Here is an 18109-nt window from a genome sequence, read left to right as displayed (position 1 = left end):
ACAACTTTTGTTAAAGAAACTAGAACTAATTTTTCTTGTTTTTAATATCATTTAAAACCCATTCTAACTCGGTATCAATATTCAAATTTCTATCTTCAATAGTGGGTATAATTTCTATATCTGGTTTTACGCCAAAACCATCTGGAGTTTGTTTTTGAGGTGCTTCAATTTGCATTAAACCCATACGAACTTTAAGTTTTGATGTTGGTAATTGATATAATTTATATATGCCAGCCACAGTGCCGTTATAGGCGCCGCCAGTTTCTTCGCCAACAAAAGTAGCACGTTGATTTGCTTTAAGGTGTGTTGATAAAATGGAAGAAGCCGAAAACGAATTGCCGTTAATTAAAACATACATTTTGCCTTTAAAATGGAGTGGATTTGGCGCTTTAACCTTTGAGTATTTATTGAATCTATAAAACAGTTTGCCGTCTTTCTTTTTTGTTTTTAAAAGATTATGAGCAACTATAATAGGAGATAACAAAACACCAACAATTTTAAGACTATTTGATGATGTGTTACTCATTATAAACTTCATAAAAGGCACTCTATTATTTACCTCGCTCTCTAAAATAAATTGATAATTTGTATTGGTTAAATAGGAATATAAGTTGTCAATTTCAGATATGCGTCCGCCACCATTATCTCTTAAATCCAAGATAAAATATTTGGTTTTAGCTGAATCTAATTTTGCAAAACTTTTTTTGTAAAATTCTTTATATGAGCCAATACTAAAAGCCCTAATTTTCATAAGAGCAATGGCACTATCCTTTCCTATAAAATTTAAATTTCTGGTATACTGCTTTCTGCTTGCAATGTAACCGTGCTTATTATTGTACTTTCTTTTCTTTTTCGATTTTAAACGATTCGATTTCTTTTCTTCTTTTGTTAGTTTTTTTGGTTTGGTTTTTTTAATGGAATCCGTTTTAGTTTTTTTCTTTTTTTCTTCTTTTTTTAAGCGTTTAAATGTTTTAAAAAAAACGGAATCTTTATTTTTAAACGTTACTTTCAAACTATCTACAAACCCTTTATTTCTATAATAAAATGTTTTAAAATTTTTACCAACAAATCGATTATGCAATGTTGTGTTATACCCATCAGAAGCGAATTGCGTTTTAAATATTTTTATTAAGTCTGAAGTTAAATCATCTTCAATTTTAACCACTTGATTTCCAATGAGTGTTGAGTCTTTTCCTCTGGTACTTTTAACATAAAGTTTATTATCTAAATATTCGAAATCTAAATCATAGAATTCAAATTTTTTCTTTCTTAACAGCTTCCCTTCCTTTCTAGTAAACCTTTTATTTGCCGAACTTACCAAAACATGCCCTTGCCTTACATTTGTAACAACAGGTGCTAATTGTTTGTAGAATTCTCGCGAATTCATGGGTTGTTTTATGGTGTTTTTTAAGCTATCAAACTTAAAATCTAAAATATTTTTTGGGGTGTATTGATATAGTTTAGGATGATGTTTTTTAAGCTGCTTATAAAGTTTATCAACATCTTTTTGTAAATCTTCAACGGTATGCAACGATGCAATTTGTTTGTTATAAGTTTTAACACTACTACACGAAGTTGCAAATAAAAAACCAACAAATAATAGTATGAGTTTCTTCATTAAAAAAATAATCGCATTAATAAGGTCGCTAAAGTAAATGTATTTATTTTAAATTTTAATGTATTAAATAATCTTTAACTTTTAAGTAAAATCGTGTAGCTTTGTCATCATGCAAAAAACCATTAACATACAAAACAAAAAGGCACGTTTTCAATACGAAATATTAGACAAATACACTGCTGGAATTATCTTAACCGGAACCGAGATTAAATCCATTAGAAATAGTAGAGCTTCTATTGCTGAAAGTTTTTGTGAGTTTAATGATAATAGCGAGCTTTTTGTAATAAATATGACTATTGAAGAATATGCTTTTGGTAATTATTACAACCACAAACCAAAAGCTGAACGAAAACTTCTTTTAAATAAAAGGGAATTAAAAAAACTGCATAAAGAAGTTCAAAATACAGGGTTAACCATTATTCCGTTACGTTTGTTTATTAATGAAAAAGGACTTGCTAAATTAGAAATTGCCTTAGCCAAAGGAAAAAAACTATATGATAAACGCGAAACCATTAAAGATCGCGATAATAAGCGAGATTTAGACAGAATCAAAAAGTCTTATCGATAATTTAAGAAAGTCTTAACGCCATAAATACCATCAATTTTCTACTTTGCCAATCTTAAAAATTTAAAAATTTTCAACATGAAATGAGCCATAATTAAGAGGTTGACAAGAACAGCATGATTATTGGCGAATTACATCCCTGCACTTGGTAAAGTAGAAGTGTGACAACTAAAAAAACAATAAATATAAACACATGAAAAAACTTTTTACAACACTATGCGTTTGCTTATTAATAATTTCAATAAATGCTCAAGAAGTTACAGATAAAGCTGAAGAATACAATAATAAAGTACAAACTTTAGACAACACTATTAAAACACTTTATACTGTTATTTCTGGAGAAAAAGGAGAGGAAAGAGATTGGACTTTATTTAAATATCTTTTTAAACCTGATGCTAAATTAATTCCCTCGAGGAAAATTAAAAAAGAGGCTTATAAAGTGCGCTATATGTCGCCAGATGATTATATAAAAAACTCTGGGAAATGGTTAGTTGAAAACGGTTTTTTTGAAAAAGAAATACACAGAAAGGTTGAAACTTTTGGCAATATAACACAGGTTTTTAGCACCTATGAAGCTTTTAATAGTGAAGCAGACGAAGTTCCCTTTATGCGAGGCATAAATAGTATTCAGTTATTAAATGATGGAGAACGCTGGTGGGTTATTAATATTTATTGGACTCAAGAAACCGAAGATAATCCTATACCTAAACAATACCTTCCAAAATAATAAAAGCATGAAAAATCATTATAAAACAAAAACACATCTTCTTTCTTTATTTATTGTATTAACAACGATTTTTTCTGTTGCAGCTCAAGAAAAAATAGCACCCGTTTTTAAAGATGGTGAAGCGCAAATTGTAGAAGCATTTAATACTCCTGATAAATGGATTCGACACGATTTATTTGTTGAAACTACTTTTGATACTGATGGCGATGGTAAACTAGACCGTATGCATGTTAGTGTTACCAGACCATATCAAACCGATACTGAAGGCTTAAAGCTTCCTGTGATTTATGAATCTAGTCCATACTACGCTGGAGTTGCCCCTGATGCTGATGGTGTATTTTGGGATGTAAAGCATGAGCTAGGTGAAATGGCTAAAGAACGTGTGCATCCAGAAGTAACGCGCTTAGGAGAGCGCCCTATAATTTCTAATTCTCAAATAAAAACTTGGGTTCCACGAGGTTATATTGTAGTACATTCATCGTCTCCAGGTACAGGACTATCCCAAGGGTCTCCAACTGTTGGTGGCGAAAACGAATCCTTAGCACCAAAAGCAGTTATCGATTGGTTATGTGGTCGTGCTAAAGGCTATACAGAACCATATGGTAATAAAGAAGTGAAGGCATTTTGGAGCACTGGAAAAGTAGGTATGACCGGGACATCTTATAACGGAACCATTCCTTTAGCAGCTGCAACAACAGGAGTTGAAGGATTAAAAGTAATTATACCTGTAGCTCCAAATACATCGTATTATCATTACTACCGCTCCAATGGATTAGTGCGCTCTCCTGGTGGTTATTTAGGTGAAGACATAGATGTACTATACGATTATATTCATAGTGGTGATGAGTCCAAACGCGCTCATAATAATACCAAAGTTCGTGATACCGAAATGAAAAACGGAATGGATAGAATAACAGGAGATTATAATAATTTTTGGGCAGGACGCGATTATTTAAATCAAATGAAATCTATGAAAGCAGCGTTGTTAATGTCGCATGGATTTAACGATTGGAATGTAATGCCAGAACATAGCTATCGTATTTATAAAAAAGCAAAAGAAATGGGGTTAAATACAGGTATTTATTATCATCAATTGGGTCATGGTGGACCACCTCCTTTAAGCATGATGAATAAATGGTTTACGCATTATTTACATGGTATTAATAACAATATTAAAAACGAACCAAATAAAGCGTGGATTGTACGTGAAGGCGATAAAATGAGCGAGCCAACGCCTTATAAAGATTACCCAAACCCAGATGCAAAGCCAGTAAAATTAAATCTAACCGCTGGTGCTCCAGAAACTGGCGGATTAACTACAACAAAAACATCAAAACAAGATAAAGAAACTTTAGTTGATAATTACTCATTTTCTGGTGAAGCATTGGTAAGAGCAGAAATTACAAATCATCGTTTATTATATGTAACACCTAAATTAACTAAAGATGTACACATTTCGGGAGTACCAAAAATCACAGTAAAATTAGCGAGCAATAAACCTGCAGCTAATTTATCAGTTTGGTTAGTATCACTTCCGTGGAATGATGACAGACGCTCAAAAATAACCGATAATATTATAACACGAGGTTGGGCAGACCCACAAAACTATAAATCATTAACAGAAAGCGAACCCTTAAAACCTGGTAAGTTTTACGAAATTACTTTTGATTTACAACCCGATGATCAAATTATAAAAGCAGGACAGCAAATAGGCTTGATGATTTTTTCAAGTGATAAAGAATATACACTACATCCAAAACCTGGAACAGAATTAACGATTGATTTGGATGGAACAAATTTAATATTACCTATTGTTGACGGGATGCATGGGTTTTAATAATTAAAATAAATGAGCAAATTTTTTACCGAAATAACCCCCGAGCTAAAAGACTTTATAAAAAAACAAAAAATCTTTTTTGTAGCAACCGCTGTTCAAGATGGACGTATTAATCTATCACCTAAAGGGCATGACACGCTTCGGGTTTTAAGTCCAAATAAAGTGGTTTGGTTAAATCTTACAGGAAGTGGAAACGAGACTGCTGCTCATCTTTTAAAGCAGAATAGAATAACTATTATGATGTGTGCTTTTGAAGGCAAACCTCTTATTCTGAGACTTTACGGTAGTGCAAAAGTTTACCATGAGCGCGATGATGAATTCCAAAAACATATTGGATTATTTGAAGATAATACAGGCTCTAGACAAATTATTGAGGTTAATCTTGATTCGGTACAAACCTCTTGTGGTTATTCAATCCCGTTTATGGATTTTAAAGAAGAACGTGGGCAACTTAATGCATGGTCTAAAAAACAAGGGAAAGATCGCATTGAAGAATACTGGAAAGCGAAAAACACAACAAGTATTGATGGTTATGAAACTAAAATTTTAAAAGATTAAAACTTTAACACACCCAATAACACAGCTCGTACAATCCCTAAATCAGTTCAATTTATGGGATAAATCTATTGAGTTAAAACGTAACGAATATCTAAGTACTAAAGGTAATACAGATACCAATTTGTACTTTGTGATTAGTGGTAGCTTAAGGCTTTTTGTTGTTGATGAATTTGAAGAGCACACTATAAGATTTGGCTATAAAAACAACTTAATTGCCGTATTAGACTCATTTTTAAACGAACAACCTTCAGACTTTTATGTACAAGCATTAAAACAATGTGAATTAAAGGTTATTAAGAAATCAAAGTATATGGATTTTATTTTTTCTTCTAAAGAAAACATAAAAATGTGGCAACTCATTTTAGAAAGTTTTGTGCTTCAACAAATGGAGCGCGAACGTGATATTTTAACCTCATCACCCATTGAACGATACAATCGAGTTTTAAAACGCAGCCCACAATTGTTTCAAGAAATTCCCAGTAAATATATTGCATCTTATCTTCGAATGACACCTGAAACGCTTTCAAGAATTAAAAAATCTTAATTTCAATCAATATTTATATCTTCTTAATTAGCAACCTTTGTAAAAAACAAAATCATGAATATTACATCGGAAGCATTAATTTTAGAATTAATAAAATTAACCAGACAAAATATTAACGAGGTAAAACAATTAAATCAAAAACCAATCAATGAATTAAATTGGAAACTTGATGAAAAAACTTGGAGTGTTTTAGAAACTATTGAGCATTTAAACCTTTATGGTGCTTTTTATTTACCTGAGATAGAAAAATGTATAGGTAAAAGCAAGAAAATTGCTGAAGCTTACTATAAACCAGGGGCACTTGGTAACTATTTTGCAAAAAGTATGTTGCCCAAAGAAAAATTAAATAAAATGAATACGTTTAAAAGTAAAAACCCAAATGGTGGTAATTTAGATAAATCTGTTTTAGAACATTTTATATCACAACAAGAAAAAACACTTATACTTTTAAACAAAGCTAGAAAGGTAAGTTTGAACAAAATAAGAGTTCCAACAACTCTTGGCAAACTAGTAAAACTAAAATTAGGCGATACTTTTAGAGTGGTTATATATCATAACCTTAGGCATATTGTACAAGCTAAAAAAATAATAGAAGCTAAAACTAAATTATAAAAACTAATTCTTATCCTCCAAAAGTGGTACAAATCTAAACTCACCAAACTCGTGTTGTTCAAATTCTTTTTGTCCTTTTCTAATAAAAAGTGTCATAATTTGCACATCATCACCCACGGGAATAACTAACCTACCTCCTACTTTTAATTGACTTAATAATGGTTTTGGTACAAACGGAGCGCCAGCGGTAACAATAATACTATCAAAAGGAGCCTCTTCTAGCAACCCTTTATAACCATCACCAAAAATGAGTTTTTTTGCTCTATAACCTAATCTTGGTAAAAATTTGCTAGTTTTTTTAAACAGCTCTTGTTGGCGTTCAATACTAAAAACCTTAGCTCCCATTTCGCATAAAACTGCACATTGATAACCACTACCTGTACCTATTTCTAAAATTTTATCGCCTTTCTTTACTTGTAATAATTCCGTTTGAAAAGCCACTGTATAAGGTTGCGATATCGTTTGATCTGCTGCAATAGGAAATGCCTTATCTTGATAAGCATGGTCTAAAAATCCAGAATCCATAAATAAATGTCGCGGTATGTTACCAATAGCTTTTAAAACAGCATCATTGCTTATGCCTTTGTTTTTTAATATGTTAACTAATTGCTGTCGTAATCCTTTGTGTTTAAATGTATCTTTCAATGGTTAGGTTATTTTCAAAGCTAAAATTAGGAAACATTTTTAAGTTAAAATCAATTTAATTACAATTTCTTTTAAGTATAAATAAAGCAAAAAATTAGAGGTAAATATCTTATTTTTGTTGAAAACGTAAATATATGCTAAAAGCTGGTGTACTTGGTGCTGGTCATCTTGGGAAAATTCATTTAAGACTTCTTAAACAATCCAACAAATATAACCTTGTTGGTTTTTATGATGCCGATGCTAACAACGGAAAAAAAGTAGAACAAGAATTGGGTTATAATTTTTTTGATTCTATTGAAGCCCTTATTGATGCAGTAGATATGGTAGATATTGTAACACCTACATTATCGCATTACGAATGTGCAAAACAAGCTATTGCAAAAGGGAAGCATATTTTTATTGAAAAACCAATAACTAACACTGTTGAAGAAGCTGAACATATTAGAGAACTTTTATCACAACATAATATTCGTGGTCAAGTGGGACACGTTGAACGTTTTAACCCAGCTTTTTTAGCTGTAAAAGGAGATATTAAAAACCCAATGTTTATTGAAACACATAGATTGGCAGAGTTTAATCCTAGAGGCACAGATGTGCCAGTGGTATTAGATTTAATGATTCATGATATAGATATTATCTTAAGTGTTGTAAAATCTAAAGTAAAAAACGTGTCAGCAAGTGGTGTTTCTGTAATTAGTGATACGCCAGATATTGCCAATGCACGTATTGAATTTGAAAACGGATGTGTTGCCAATTTAACAGCAAGTAGAATATCATTAAAAAAAATGCGTAAAACCCGTTTCTTTCAAAAAGATGCTTATATCTCTGTTGATTTCTCAGAAAAAAAATGTGAAGTCGTTAAAATGAAAGACGCTCCAGAAAGCCCAGGAGATTTCGACATGATACTTCAAAATGCTGAAGGCATAAAAAAGCAAATTTATTTTGATAATCCAGAAATTAAAAACAACAATGCCATTCTTGACGAACTAGAAACTTTTGCAGATGCCATTAACAATAACACAACGCCAGTTGTAACACTGCACGATGGCACTGAAGCGTTACGCCTTGCTACACAAATAATTAATTGTTTCTAAATGAAAAACATTGCCGTAATAGGTGCAGGAACCATGGGAAATGGTATTGCACATACATTTGCTCAAAGCGGATTTAAGGTTCAGCTCATTGATATTAACGAAACTTCTTTAAAAAAAGGTTTGGCAACTATTTCTAAAAATTTAGATAGAATGGTTGTTAAAGAAAAAATAACTGAAACAGATAAAAATAACACGCTTGCAAATATTTCAACATTTACAAATATAACTGAAGGTGTTGAATATGCTAGTTTAGTAGTTGAAGCTGCTACCGAAAATGTTGATTTAAAGCTAAACATATTCAAGCAATTGGATACCGCTTGTCCTAAAGATACTATACTTGCTACAAATACCTCTTCAATTTCAATTACCCAAATTGCAGCTGTAACCTCTAGACCAGAAATGGTTATCGGGATGCATTTTATGAACCCTGTTCCCATTATGAAATTAGTAGAAATTATTCGTGGCTATAGTACGAGTGATAAAGTGACAAATACTATTATGGAGCTTTCTAAAACTTTAGGTAAAGTTCCTGTTGAAGTTAATGACTACCCTGGGTTTGTAGCCAACAGAATATTAATGCCTATGCTAAACGAATCTATTGAAACCTTATATAATGGCGTTGCTGGTGTTAACGAAATTGACACAGTTATGAAACTTGGTATGGCACACCCCATGGGGCCATTACGACTTGCCGATTTTATTGGATTAGATGTTTGCCTTTCTATTTTAAATGTGATGTACGAAGGTTTTAAAAACCCTAAGTATGCCCCTTGCCCTTTATTGGTAAATATGGTTAGAGCTGGTAAATTAGGTGTAAAATCCGGTGAAGGGTTTTACGATTATTCTGAAAGTAGAAAAACAGAAACCGTTTCTAAACAATTTATAAATTAAATATAGTCTTTTGCCGTTTATTGCTAAGTTGTTCTGCAAATTAAGCTTATCAACAAACATCTAAATAACAATTCTTATAAATGAGTATTTCAGAAAACCTCAAAAATATAAAATCAAAAATTCCCAACCACGTTACCCTTGTAGCCGTTTCTAAAACCAAGCCTGTTAGTGATTTAATGGAAGCCTATAATGCAGGACAACGCATTTTTGGAGAAAACAAAATCCAAGAAATGGTTGAGAAATATGAAGCTATGCCAAAAGATATTGAGTGGCACATGATTGGACATGTACAACGCAATAAAGTAAAATATATGGCGAACTTTGTACGTTTAATTCATGGCGTAGATAATTTTAAATTATTAAAAGAAATAAATAAGCAAGCCAAAAAACATGACAGAATTATTGATTGTTTGTTTCAAATAAAAATAGCTTCTGAAAATTCTAAATTTGGAATGTCGGCTAAAGATGCTTCAGAAATTTTACAATCAAACGATTTTTCAGAATTGCAAAATATACGTATAACTGGATTAATGGGAATGGCTACTTTCACTAACGATATCAATCAAGTGGAAAAAGAATTTAAATTACTTAAAACAGTTTTTGAAAATTTAAAAATACTGAAAACTAAAAACTGCAAACTAGAAACTATTTCTATGGGAATGAGCAGCGATTACAAATTGGCTATAGATTGTGGCAGTAACATGATTCGTGTTGGAAGTAGTATTTTTGGAGAACGTAATTTATAACTAAAAAAGACTAAACGCATAAACATTTTTTGTACGCAATATTAGACATAGAAACTACTGGCGGTAAGTATAATGAAGAAGGCATTACAGAAATTGCAATCTATAAATATGATGGTCACGAAGTAGTCGATCAATTTATAAGTCTTATAAACCCTGAGCGCGAAATACAACCTTTTGTTGTAAACCTAACAGGCATAAATAGTGGTATGTTAAGGCATGCACCAAAGTTTTATGAAGTTGCAAAACGCATTGTAGAAATTACCGAAGACTGCATTGTTGTGGCGCATAACGCTAAATTTGACAACAGAATATTAAAAACAGAATTTAAACGCCTAGGCTTTGAGTTTGAACGTAAAACACTTTGCACGGTTGAGCTCGCCAAAAATTTAATCCCTGGGCAAACCTCCTATAGTTTAGGTAAATTAGTAAGGGCACTTGGTATTCCGGTAACCGATAGGCATCGTGCCTCTGGCGATGCTTTAGCTACAGTAAAGCTCTTTAAAATGTTGTTGGATAAAGACACAGAGAAAAACATCATTCAACAATCCATTCGATTAAATCCTAAACGCCAATTAGATCCAAGACATATAGATATCATTGAAGAAATGCCATCAGCAACTGGTATTTACTATATTCATAAAGCTAATGGAGAAATCATATATATTGGTAAAAGCAATAATATAAAAAAACGTATCAATCAACATTTTACTAACACCAATCAAAAATCTAAAAAAATTCAACAACAAGTTGTAGCTGTAACTTATGAGGTAACAGGAAGCGAATTAGTAGCTCTTTTAAAAGAAAGTGAGGGAATTAAACGTAATAAACCTGTTTTTAATAGAGCTCTTAGGCGTAATATTTTCACACATGCACTATACAGTTTTAAGGACGGAAACAATTATATCAATTTAAAAATTGATGTTGTTGATGGCAGAAAAAAACCCATAACTACGTTTAGCAATCGCCAAAGCGGAAAGAGTTTTATTACTAAAGCTGTTGAAGAATATAACCTTTGCCAAAAACTTACAGGACTTTATAAAACAAAAACCAGTTGTTTTAATTACGAAATTAAAGCTTGTAACGGCGCTTGTATTGAAATAGAGTCACCAGAAATTTACAATATGCGTGTAGAAACTTTAATCAATAAAAACAGTTATAAAAACAAAAATATGGTTATTATTGATAAAGGTAGAGCTATTGATGAGCGTAGTGCTATACTTATTGAAAACGGTGTTTTTAAAGGCTTAGGATATTTTAATTTAAATTATCAAATAAATAATTTTGAAATTTTAAAATCCATCATTACCCCAATGACAAACAACAGAGACACACAACATATTATACAAAATTTCCTTAGAAAAAATAAAAGGTTAAAAATTATTACGCTTTAATACATTATGCGAAAACTTATTTTACCCTTACTTATATTCTTAAACATTTCAACTTTTTCTCAAACAAGTCTTAATTCAAAAGAAAAAGGGAAACGTCATTTTACTGATGATTTATAATAGTGAAATTTCTTCTTATTTAAATTCTGGGTGTTTCTTTAGTTCATTTTGTAAAAACGATAATATTTCCTTTTCATTTTCAGTAATTGAATCTTTATTCAAAGGATGTGTTTCTAATATATCGTTCTTTAAATTATAATACTTTCCATCTTGATAAAGTTTATAATTTAATGTTCTTACAAATTGATTTCTATATTGGTTAACACGTTTACCCCATCTTGGAGTGTAATGAACAAAAGCATTATTTCTTGGTTTATAATTTTCATTCATTAATAATGAATAAAAACTTTTACCATCGTTTTTTACCTCTTGATTAGTAATATCAGATAGTGTTGCAAAAAAATCATTAAATTCAATTAATGCATTATGAATACGCCCTTTTTTTATGGTGTTAGGCCATGATACAATTAATGGAACATGAGTACCTCCATCGGTGGTATTCCCTTTTGCGCCTTGAACATATCTTTCTTTAGTTTTAGAATGAATACTGTAATGTGTACCATTATCAGCAACAAAAATTACAATGGTATTATCCTGTATTTTTAACGCTTTTAATTTATTTGTAATCTTGCCTACAATTTTATCAGTATAAGCCACCATATCTTTAAAATAAATGGTGTCATTTTTATATCGCTTTTCTTTGTATTTCCAATCTTCAGAATCTGGGGTTGGCACAAAAGGATCATGTACCAGCACCATGGGATAGTATACAAAAAAAGGTGTGTCTTTTTTACGTTCAATAAAATCAACTACATAATCAGAAAAAATATCTGGCCCATACGCATCCTCATTTCTTTCTAACAATTTTCCATTTTGCTCAATTAATGGATTTGCAAAACGTCCACCATCTTTACGCCCGTGAGTTAATTGCCAAAGACAATACTCATCAAAACCTAACTTGTTTGGTTTTTTATTATCGTTCCAATCTTTAATTTCATTTTTATAAGCTAAACCATTCAATTGCCACTTACCAGCAATACATGTTGTGTAACCAGCATCTTGCATTAAATTACCAAAAGTATGTGCCCTAGTTTTTAAATGACCGAAATAATCGTAATTTCTATAGTTATATAGCCCAGTCATTATTTTAACTCTTGATGGCGTACACAACGGTTGCGAAACACAATTATTAAACAAAATTCCATTAGCAGCTAAACCATCTAAAATAGGTGTTTTATATGATGTACTTCCAAATGCACTTAAACATTCGTATCCCATATCATCAGCCATAATGAGAATTACATTTGGCTTTGTGGTATTGTTTTTATTGCATGAGAATATTATGAATACTAACAGAAAAACTATTGATTTTAAAAATCTATTCATAATACATTCTTTAATAATTTACACTATATAAAAATACTTAATTTATAGGTTTTTGGTTTTTCTTATAAGGCCTAATAATTAATCGTGCTTCTCTATCGAAACGCACATAATTATAAACCCAATTTATAAATACTACCATACGGTTTCTAAAACCGATAAGAAAAAATAAATGAACAAACATCCAAACATACCAAGCAAAAATACCTTGAAATTTAAATCGTTTTAAATCTACAACTGCTTTGTTTCTACCAATAGTTGCCATGGCTCCTTTATCTTTATAAACAAAGGGTTTCATAGGTTTGTCTTCAAATAATCGTACCATATTATCACCCAATTGTTTACCCTGTTGAATGGCAGGTTGCGCCATCATTGGTAACCCGTTTGGAAAATCATTAGTAACCATGCAAGCAATATCTCCTATCGCAAAAATGTGATTTAATCCTTTTACTTGATTAAATTCATTTACTAAAAGACGGTTGCTAGGCGTAATAAAACCTGCGGCATCCAAGCCCTTTATAAGTGCCCCTTTTACACCTGCTGCCCAAATAACAGTAGCAGTTTCAAAAGTCAAGTCTGTATTTGTAGTTACTGTTTTACCATCGTAATTAGTAACTCTTATATTTTTCCAAACATTAACACCTAATTTTTCTAAAAAATCTTCAGCTTTTTGCGATGCTTTTGCACTCATTCCTTTTAAAATACAATCACTAGCTTGTATGACATTAATTTGTACTGAACGGGTATCTAAATCAGGGTAATCTTTTGGAAGGATACCTTTTTTAATTTCAGCTAATGCACCTGCTAATTCTACTCCTGTTGGACCGCCACCAACGATTACAAAATTCATTAAAGCATTACGTTCGTTAAGATCAGAAGTTAATAATGCTTCTTCAAAGTTTTCAAGTATTAAGCTTCTTAAATTTAAAGATTGAGGTATGGTTTTCATAGCCATACTATGCTTTTCCACTTCTGTATTTCCAAAATAATTAGTTTTAGAACCTGATGCAACAACCAAATAATCGAATTTTAAATTACCTATATTGGTAATTACAGCATTATTTTCGGTATCAATTTCAGTTACATTAGCTAATCTGAAATGAAAATTTGGAAAATCTTTTAACACCTTTCTAATAGGATATGCTATAGAATCTGGTTCTAATCCGCCAGTAGAAACTTGGTACAATAAAGGTTGAAAATTGTGGTAATTATTTTTATCTAACAATACCACTTGTGCTTCTTGTTTCGATAATTTTTTGGCTAAAGCAATACCTGCAAAACCACCACCAATTATAATTATTCTGGAAAAACTTGTAATAGGTATGTTCATAAAATAATTCTTGCTTTACAAAGGTAGTATTAAAGATGCAAATTTAAAGCCTTCTTAATGCATTATTAAAATTCGATTTTGTAAATTCGTAGCTTCAAAAAACGACTTAAAATTTTACAAATGAAATACGACATTATTGTTCTTGGAAGTGGACCTGGTGGTTATGTTACTGCAATTAGAGCCTCTCAATTGGGTTTTAAAACTGCTATTGTTGAAAAAGAAAATTTAGGTGGTGTATGTTTAAATTGGGGTTGTATCCCAACCAAAGCATTACTAAAATCTGCTCAAGTATTTGAATATCTAAAACATGCCGAAGATTATGGTTTAAAAGTGAAAGATGCAGAACATGACTTTAATGCTGTTGTAAAACGAAGTCGAGGTGTTGCTGATGGCATGAGTAAGGGCGTACAGTTTTTAATGAAAAAAAACAAAATTGATGTTATTGAGGGTTTTGGGAAACTAAAAACAGGTAAAAAGATTGATGTTGATGGAAAAGAATATAGCGCAGATAACATTATTATTGCTACTGGAGCACGCTCTCGAGAATTACCAAGTTTACCACAAGATGGAAAAAAAGTAATTGGTTATAGAGAAGCCATGACATTACCAAAACAACCTAAAAAAATGATTGTGGTTGGTTCTGGTGCTATTGGTGTTGAGTTTGCCTATTTCTACAACTCTATGGGAACCGAAGTCACTATTGTAGAGTATTTACCAAATGTAGTACCTGTAGAAGATGAAGATGTGTCGAAACAATTAGAGCGCTCTTTCAAGAAAAGTGGCATTAAAATAATGACTTCATCAGAAGTTACCAAAATAGACACTTCTGGCAAAGGTGTTAAAGCAACTGTAAAAACAAATAAAGGCGAAGAAGTTCTTGAAGCTGATATTATTCTTTCTGCTGTGGGCATCAAATCAAACATAGAAAACATAGGTTTAGAAGATGTGGGTATTGTAGTTGACAGAGATAAAATTCTTGTAAACGACTTTTACCAAACTAATATCCCTGGGTATTATGCTATAGGAGATGTTACTCCTGGGCAAGCTTTGGCACATGTCGCTTCCGCGGAAGGCATTTTATGTGTTGAAAAAATCGCAGGACAACATGTTGAAGCTTTAGATTACGGTAATATTCCTGGGTGTACTTATTGCTCGCCAGAAATTGCAAGTGTAGGATTAACTGAAAAACAAGCCAAAGAAAAAGGTTTAGATATTAAAGTTGGAAAATTTCCTTTTTCTGCATCTGGTAAAGCAAGTGCAGGTGGTAATAAAGATGGTTTTGTAAAAGTCATTTTCGATGCCAAGTATGGCGAATGGTTAGGTTGCCACATGATTGGTGCCGGTGTAACCGATATGATTGCCGAAGCGGTTTTAGGTAGAAAACTGGAAACTACTGGTCACGAAGTTCTTAAAGCAGTTCACCCCCACCCAACCATGAGTGAAGCGGTTATGGAAGCTGTAGCTGATGCTTACGATGAAGTAATTCATTTATAAACTTAGATTATTAGACTATCTTAGATAGTTAGATTTATAGATAAAAAAAGTCCCAGAAATTCTGGGCTTTTTAATTATTTATAATTGCTAATTGCTTCTTAAAGTTTTAATCCCATACCTATAAATAGTCCGTTTGGTGTTATTTCTTGAAAGCCAAGCGTGTATTTAATATTCACATCGATATTGGGTGTGATGCTGTATGCTGTTGCAATATCTGCTCTCACTTTAAACTTATTGGTAAAGAAATCAAAAAAATAATTCAAACTCGGCCCAACTAATAAATTAAAGTTATGCCCTATCTCATACTTCACATAAATTGGTGCGTTTATAAAATTAAAGTCGTTTAAAACAATATATAAAATTTCTGGTTGTATTGAGAAATCTTCTTCTGCATTAAAATCAGCAAAAATTCCTCCATAAAAACCAGTTGCTGTTTCAGGGTTAGTCCCAAAACTTCCTTGTTTAACCTTAAAAAAAGTAAGATTAAGTCCGCTTTTAACTCCAAATTCAACCTTAGATTGGGCATTTATTTGGCCAAAACTAAACATCAAAGTAAAAATTAGAAACGATGTTACCTTTTTCATTTTTAAAAAATTAATCCAAAAAACTCTGGATAGCTAACTCATAACTTTGTAAACCGAATCCGAGAATAACACCTTTAGCGTTTGGAGATATGAAAGATTGATGCCTAAATTCTTCTCTATTAAATGTATTGGAAATATGCACCTCAACTACTGGAGTTTCTATGGCTTTAACCGCATCACCAATACCAACCGATGTATGTGTGTAAGCTGCAGCATTTAAAATAACACCATCAAAACTAAAACCAACCTCATGTAATTTATCAATAATCTCACCTTCTATATTAGATTGAAAATAATCTATCTCAACATTTGGATATTTTTCTTTTATTTTTTCTAAAAACTCAGTAAACGATAAACTACCGTAAATATTGGGTTCTCGTTTTCCCAACAAGTTTAAATTAGGACCGTTGATAATGATTAGTTTTTTCATAAAAGTAAAAGTAAAAAAATTATTTAGCTTTGAGTATATCTATTTGTGTCGTTTCTCCAACTTTTAAATTTGATAATGCTTGTATATCATTTTTACCATCATCAAACTCAATAACCACAGTATTGGGAGCAATATTACCTTCGTTATTTGCCTTAATTAAAATAGAGGTTTTATCTTCAATTATATTTATTGTAAATACTTTTTTATTATTTTTTACTTCAAAATTATTAATTAATGATTTTCCATTTGAAGAAATTGAAATTTTATCTCCATCTTCTTTACCTCCATCATAAACAGTCAATTTTATTTTTTTAGATTTTGAAAAAATACTTAAAGTTTGATTTTTTCTTAAAATATTCATATTCAATGTATCCATTATCTTTAATGGATTAACTCTACTTTTTATACTATCTGAAATTCTTTTAGATTTATTTATTTTTTTTGATACTTTATTCAATCTAGCTTCAATTTTTTTCATCGAATTCAAAATAATTTTACCATGGATACACTCTGTATTATCATCAAATAATCCAAAAAAATTAGTGTTTATACTTTTAGTTCTATCAAACGTAAAATTTTTAACAGTCACATTCATAAAACAAAAATCTTCTTGCGAAATATGAGATTTAGTATACACAATCCCAGTTTCTCTAAAATTCAACTTTTTATTTATTTTATCATATTCGCCAAAAATATTTGATTTTGTTTCGTGCTCCCCTCCTAAATCTGTAACAGAATACCCCTTAATGCTACCATTTTTCTCTATAATATTTATTCTGTAAGTCATTGATATGGAGTCACCTATAACAACTACACCAAAATATTCATTTTTACTTTGAGAAAAACAAATATTTAGAGAAACAAAAGTTAAAAAAAAGAGTAAGTGTTTTTTATGCATTGTAATATTTTTTTTATAGATTAGTAAATCTAATTTAAACCAATTAAATATGAAAATTAAATTATTACTTTCTTTGCTATTAGTATTATTTGCTTACTCTAGTAGCTACGCTTCTTTTCCTGTAAAAAGAACAGTTACCAAAACAGAAATAACAAATAACAGTTCTGAAGAAACATATACGGCAGCAGCAGCTACAGCAGCACAAAAAGATTTGACCGTAGGCATAGTACTTTGGTTTTTCCTTGGATGGGCTGCTGGACATAGATGGTATTATGGAAAACCAGTAGGTTGGAATATTCTATTTATTCTTACAGCTGGTGGTCTTGGTGTATGGTGGGTAATTGATTTGATAAATATGATACAAGGTAACTTCTAAAAATTATTTTATTGAAATAAAGGAAGTCGTCTAAAAAGTAATTTTTAGGCGATTTTCTTTTTGATTATTTTTAGCTTATTGTTTTAGTTTTCAATATTAGGGTTCAAAAAGCTTGATTTAAAAAAGCAAAAGCGATTTTATAGAGCTAAACTATACTTTTTAAGGTTATGTGCCATGGCAACTAGCCCTATTTCTACATTTACTTTGTCAATACCTCTTAGCATAAATCGTTTAAAATTCATATTATGTTTTATATTTCCAAATACGGCTTCTACATCCCAACAGCGTTGTTTTCGCTTTGCAATACCTTGCTCACTGGTAAGCAATGT

General features: G+C 31.2%; 20 protein-coding genes. 12 read left to right on the top strand and 8 right to left on the bottom strand.

Features of this window, described 5'->3' with window-relative positions:
- Positions 1 to 25: 25 nt before the first annotated feature.
- Positions 26 to 1618 (bottom strand): S41 family peptidase, encoded by a 1593-nt coding sequence (locus L3X37_RS06100; protein WP_237239285.1) that lies wholly within the window; start codon positions 1616 to 1618, stop codon positions 26 to 28.
- 109 nt (positions 1619 to 1727) lie between these two features.
- Between L3X37_RS06100 and smpB the strand changes: the two genes are divergently transcribed.
- The 6 genes from smpB to L3X37_RS06070 all read left to right on the top strand — a co-directional run bounded on the left by smpB (position 1728) and on the right by L3X37_RS06070 (position 6461).
- Positions 1728 to 2186: an SsrA-binding protein SmpB gene (smpB, locus tag L3X37_RS06095; protein ID WP_237239284.1), complete on the top strand. Its 459-nt coding sequence runs from the start codon at positions 1728 to 1730 to the stop codon at positions 2184 to 2186.
- Positions 2187 to 2376: 190 nt separating this feature from the next.
- Positions 2377 to 2910, top strand: coding sequence for a hypothetical protein (locus L3X37_RS06090; protein WP_237239283.1), 534 nt, complete (start codon positions 2377 to 2379; stop codon positions 2908 to 2910).
- 7 nt (positions 2911 to 2917) lie between these two features.
- Positions 2918 to 4747, top strand: a complete 1830-nt coding sequence (locus L3X37_RS06085; protein WP_237239282.1) for a Xaa-Pro dipeptidyl-peptidase — start codon at positions 2918 to 2920, stop codon at positions 4745 to 4747.
- 12 nt (positions 4748 to 4759) lie between these two features.
- On the top strand, positions 4760 to 5305 hold the full coding sequence (locus L3X37_RS06080; protein ID WP_237239281.1) for a pyridoxamine 5'-phosphate oxidase family protein: 546 nt from the start codon (positions 4760 to 4762) through the stop codon (positions 5303 to 5305).
- A gap of 130 nt (positions 5306 to 5435) precedes the next feature.
- Positions 5436 to 5849 (top strand): Crp/Fnr family transcriptional regulator, encoded by a 414-nt coding sequence (locus L3X37_RS06075; protein ID WP_439654829.1) that lies wholly within the window; start codon positions 5436 to 5438, stop codon positions 5847 to 5849.
- Between the two features lie 54 nt (positions 5850 to 5903).
- A complete protein-coding gene (locus L3X37_RS06070) occupies positions 5904 to 6461 on the top strand; it encodes a DinB family protein (protein WP_237239280.1) in 558 nt (185 codons plus the stop codon).
- Positions 6462 to 6464: 3 nt separating this feature from the next.
- Here L3X37_RS06070 and L3X37_RS06065 read toward each other — a convergent pair whose 3' ends face one another.
- A complete protein-coding gene (locus L3X37_RS06065; protein WP_237239279.1) occupies positions 6465 to 7106 on the bottom strand; it encodes a protein-L-isoaspartate(D-aspartate) O-methyltransferase in 642 nt (213 codons plus the stop codon).
- Positions 7107 to 7240: 134 nt separating this feature from the next.
- Between L3X37_RS06065 and L3X37_RS06060 the strand changes: the two genes are divergently transcribed.
- The 4 genes from L3X37_RS06060 (at position 7241) to L3X37_RS06045 (ending at position 11228) form a co-directional block, all read left to right on the top strand.
- Entirely contained in the window at positions 7241 to 8200 is a 960-nt protein-coding gene (locus tag L3X37_RS06060; RefSeq protein ID WP_237239278.1) for a Gfo/Idh/MocA family protein, read from the top strand.
- The gene (locus L3X37_RS06055) at positions 8201 to 9091 is read left to right on the top strand and encodes a 3-hydroxybutyryl-CoA dehydrogenase (protein WP_237239277.1); all 891 of its coding nucleotides are present in this window, start codon (positions 8201 to 8203) and stop codon (positions 9089 to 9091) included.
- An 80-nt stretch (positions 9092 to 9171) separates the two neighbouring features.
- Positions 9172 to 9837 carry a YggS family pyridoxal phosphate-dependent enzyme gene (locus tag L3X37_RS06050; RefSeq protein ID WP_237239276.1) on the top strand — a complete coding sequence of 222 codons (666 nt, stop codon included), beginning with the start codon at positions 9172 to 9174 and terminating at the stop codon, positions 9835 to 9837.
- A 29-nt stretch (positions 9838 to 9866) separates the two neighbouring features.
- Positions 9867 to 11228, top strand: coding sequence for an exonuclease domain-containing protein (locus L3X37_RS06045; protein ID WP_237239275.1), 1362 nt, complete (start codon positions 9867 to 9869; stop codon positions 11226 to 11228).
- Positions 11229 to 11360: 132 nt separating this feature from the next.
- Here the strand turns inward: L3X37_RS06045 and L3X37_RS06040 are convergent, their stop codons facing one another.
- Together L3X37_RS06040 and L3X37_RS06035 are read right to left on the bottom strand one after the other, a co-directional pair.
- A complete protein-coding gene (locus L3X37_RS06040; RefSeq protein ID WP_237239274.1) occupies positions 11361 to 12671 on the bottom strand; it encodes a sulfatase family protein in 1311 nt (436 codons plus the stop codon).
- Between the two features lie 37 nt (positions 12672 to 12708).
- Positions 12709 to 13998 (bottom strand): NAD(P)/FAD-dependent oxidoreductase, encoded by a 1290-nt coding sequence (locus L3X37_RS06035; protein ID WP_237239273.1) that lies wholly within the window; start codon positions 13996 to 13998, stop codon positions 12709 to 12711.
- A 120-nt stretch (positions 13999 to 14118) separates the two neighbouring features.
- Between L3X37_RS06035 and lpdA the strand changes: the two genes are divergently transcribed.
- The gene (lpdA, locus tag L3X37_RS06030; RefSeq protein WP_237239272.1) at positions 14119 to 15492 is read left to right on the top strand and encodes a dihydrolipoyl dehydrogenase; all 1374 of its coding nucleotides are present in this window, start codon (positions 14119 to 14121) and stop codon (positions 15490 to 15492) included.
- A gap of 98 nt (positions 15493 to 15590) precedes the next feature.
- Here the strand turns inward: lpdA and L3X37_RS06025 are convergent, their stop codons facing one another.
- From L3X37_RS06025 to L3X37_RS06015, 3 genes are read right to left on the bottom strand one after another with little or no spacing between them, the layout of a single operon-like run.
- Positions 15591 to 16076 carry a hypothetical protein gene (locus L3X37_RS06025; RefSeq protein WP_237239271.1) on the bottom strand — a complete coding sequence of 162 codons (486 nt, stop codon included), beginning with the start codon at positions 16074 to 16076 and terminating at the stop codon, positions 15591 to 15593.
- A gap of 10 nt (positions 16077 to 16086) precedes the next feature.
- A complete protein-coding gene (gene aroQ, locus L3X37_RS06020) occupies positions 16087 to 16506 on the bottom strand; it encodes a type II 3-dehydroquinate dehydratase (RefSeq protein ID WP_237239270.1) in 420 nt (139 codons plus the stop codon).
- Positions 16507 to 16525: 19 nt separating this feature from the next.
- Complete coding sequence (locus tag L3X37_RS06015; RefSeq protein ID WP_237239269.1) at positions 16526 to 17404, bottom strand: hypothetical protein; 879 nt, start codon at positions 17402 to 17404, stop codon at positions 16526 to 16528.
- A gap of 73 nt (positions 17405 to 17477) precedes the next feature.
- Here L3X37_RS06015 and L3X37_RS06010 point away from each other — a divergent pair, with 73 nt between their 5' ends.
- The gene (locus tag L3X37_RS06010) at positions 17478 to 17780 is read left to right on the top strand and encodes a TM2 domain-containing protein (RefSeq protein WP_237239268.1); all 303 of its coding nucleotides are present in this window, start codon (positions 17478 to 17480) and stop codon (positions 17778 to 17780) included.
- 137 nt (positions 17781 to 17917) lie between these two features.
- On the opposite strand, the gene L3X37_RS06005 is transcribed toward L3X37_RS06010, so the two are convergent.
- Positions 17918 to 18109 (bottom strand): transposase (locus L3X37_RS06005; protein WP_237239267.1); only part of this gene is annotated, 192 nt, incomplete at its 5' end.

The organism is Wocania arenilitoris (assembly GCF_021728535.1).
Classification (GTDB): Bacteria; Bacteroidota; Bacteroidia; order Flavobacteriales; family Flavobacteriaceae; genus Wocania_A; species Wocania_A arenilitoris.
Note: the sequence above shows the minus strand (reverse complement) of the source record. Positions and strands in the feature narration are given on the sequence as shown.

Excerpts from the sequence above, each read along its gene's own strand:
- L3X37_RS06100 (WP_237239285.1), bottom strand. The coding sequence starts at position 1,618 with ATGAAGAAACTCATACTATTATTTGTTGGTTTTTTATTTGCAACTTCG.
- smpB (WP_237239284.1), top strand. The coding sequence starts at position 1,728 with ATGCAAAAAACCATTAACATACAAAACAAAAAGGCACGTTTTCAATAC.
- L3X37_RS06090 (WP_237239283.1), top strand. The coding sequence starts at position 2,377 with ATGAAAAAACTTTTTACAACACTATGCGTTTGCTTATTAATAATTTCA.
- L3X37_RS06085 (WP_237239282.1), top strand. The coding sequence starts at position 2,918 with ATGAAAAATCATTATAAAACAAAAACACATCTTCTTTCTTTATTTATT.
- L3X37_RS06080 (WP_237239281.1), top strand. The coding sequence starts at position 4,760 with ATGAGCAAATTTTTTACCGAAATAACCCCCGAGCTAAAAGACTTTATA.
- L3X37_RS06070 (WP_237239280.1), top strand. The coding sequence starts at position 5,904 with ATGAATATTACATCGGAAGCATTAATTTTAGAATTAATAAAATTAACC.
- L3X37_RS06060 (WP_237239278.1), top strand. The coding sequence starts at position 7,241 with ATGCTAAAAGCTGGTGTACTTGGTGCTGGTCATCTTGGGAAAATTCAT.
- L3X37_RS06055 (WP_237239277.1), top strand. The coding sequence starts at position 8,201 with ATGAAAAACATTGCCGTAATAGGTGCAGGAACCATGGGAAATGGTATT.
- L3X37_RS06050 (WP_237239276.1), top strand. The coding sequence starts at position 9,172 with ATGAGTATTTCAGAAAACCTCAAAAATATAAAATCAAAAATTCCCAAC.
- L3X37_RS06040 (WP_237239274.1), bottom strand. The coding sequence starts at position 12,671 with ATGAATAGATTTTTAAAATCAATAGTTTTTCTGTTAGTATTCATAATA.
- L3X37_RS06035 (WP_237239273.1), bottom strand. The coding sequence starts at position 13,998 with ATGAACATACCTATTACAAGTTTTTCCAGAATAATTATAATTGGTGGT.
- lpdA (WP_237239272.1), top strand. The coding sequence starts at position 14,119 with ATGAAATACGACATTATTGTTCTTGGAAGTGGACCTGGTGGTTATGTT.
- L3X37_RS06025 (WP_237239271.1), bottom strand. The coding sequence starts at position 16,076 with ATGAAAAAGGTAACATCGTTTCTAATTTTTACTTTGATGTTTAGTTTT.
- aroQ (WP_237239270.1), bottom strand. The coding sequence starts at position 16,506 with ATGAAAAAACTAATCATTATCAACGGTCCTAATTTAAACTTGTTGGGA.
- L3X37_RS06015 (WP_237239269.1), bottom strand. The coding sequence starts at position 17,404 with ATGCATAAAAAACACTTACTCTTTTTTTTAACTTTTGTTTCTCTAAAT.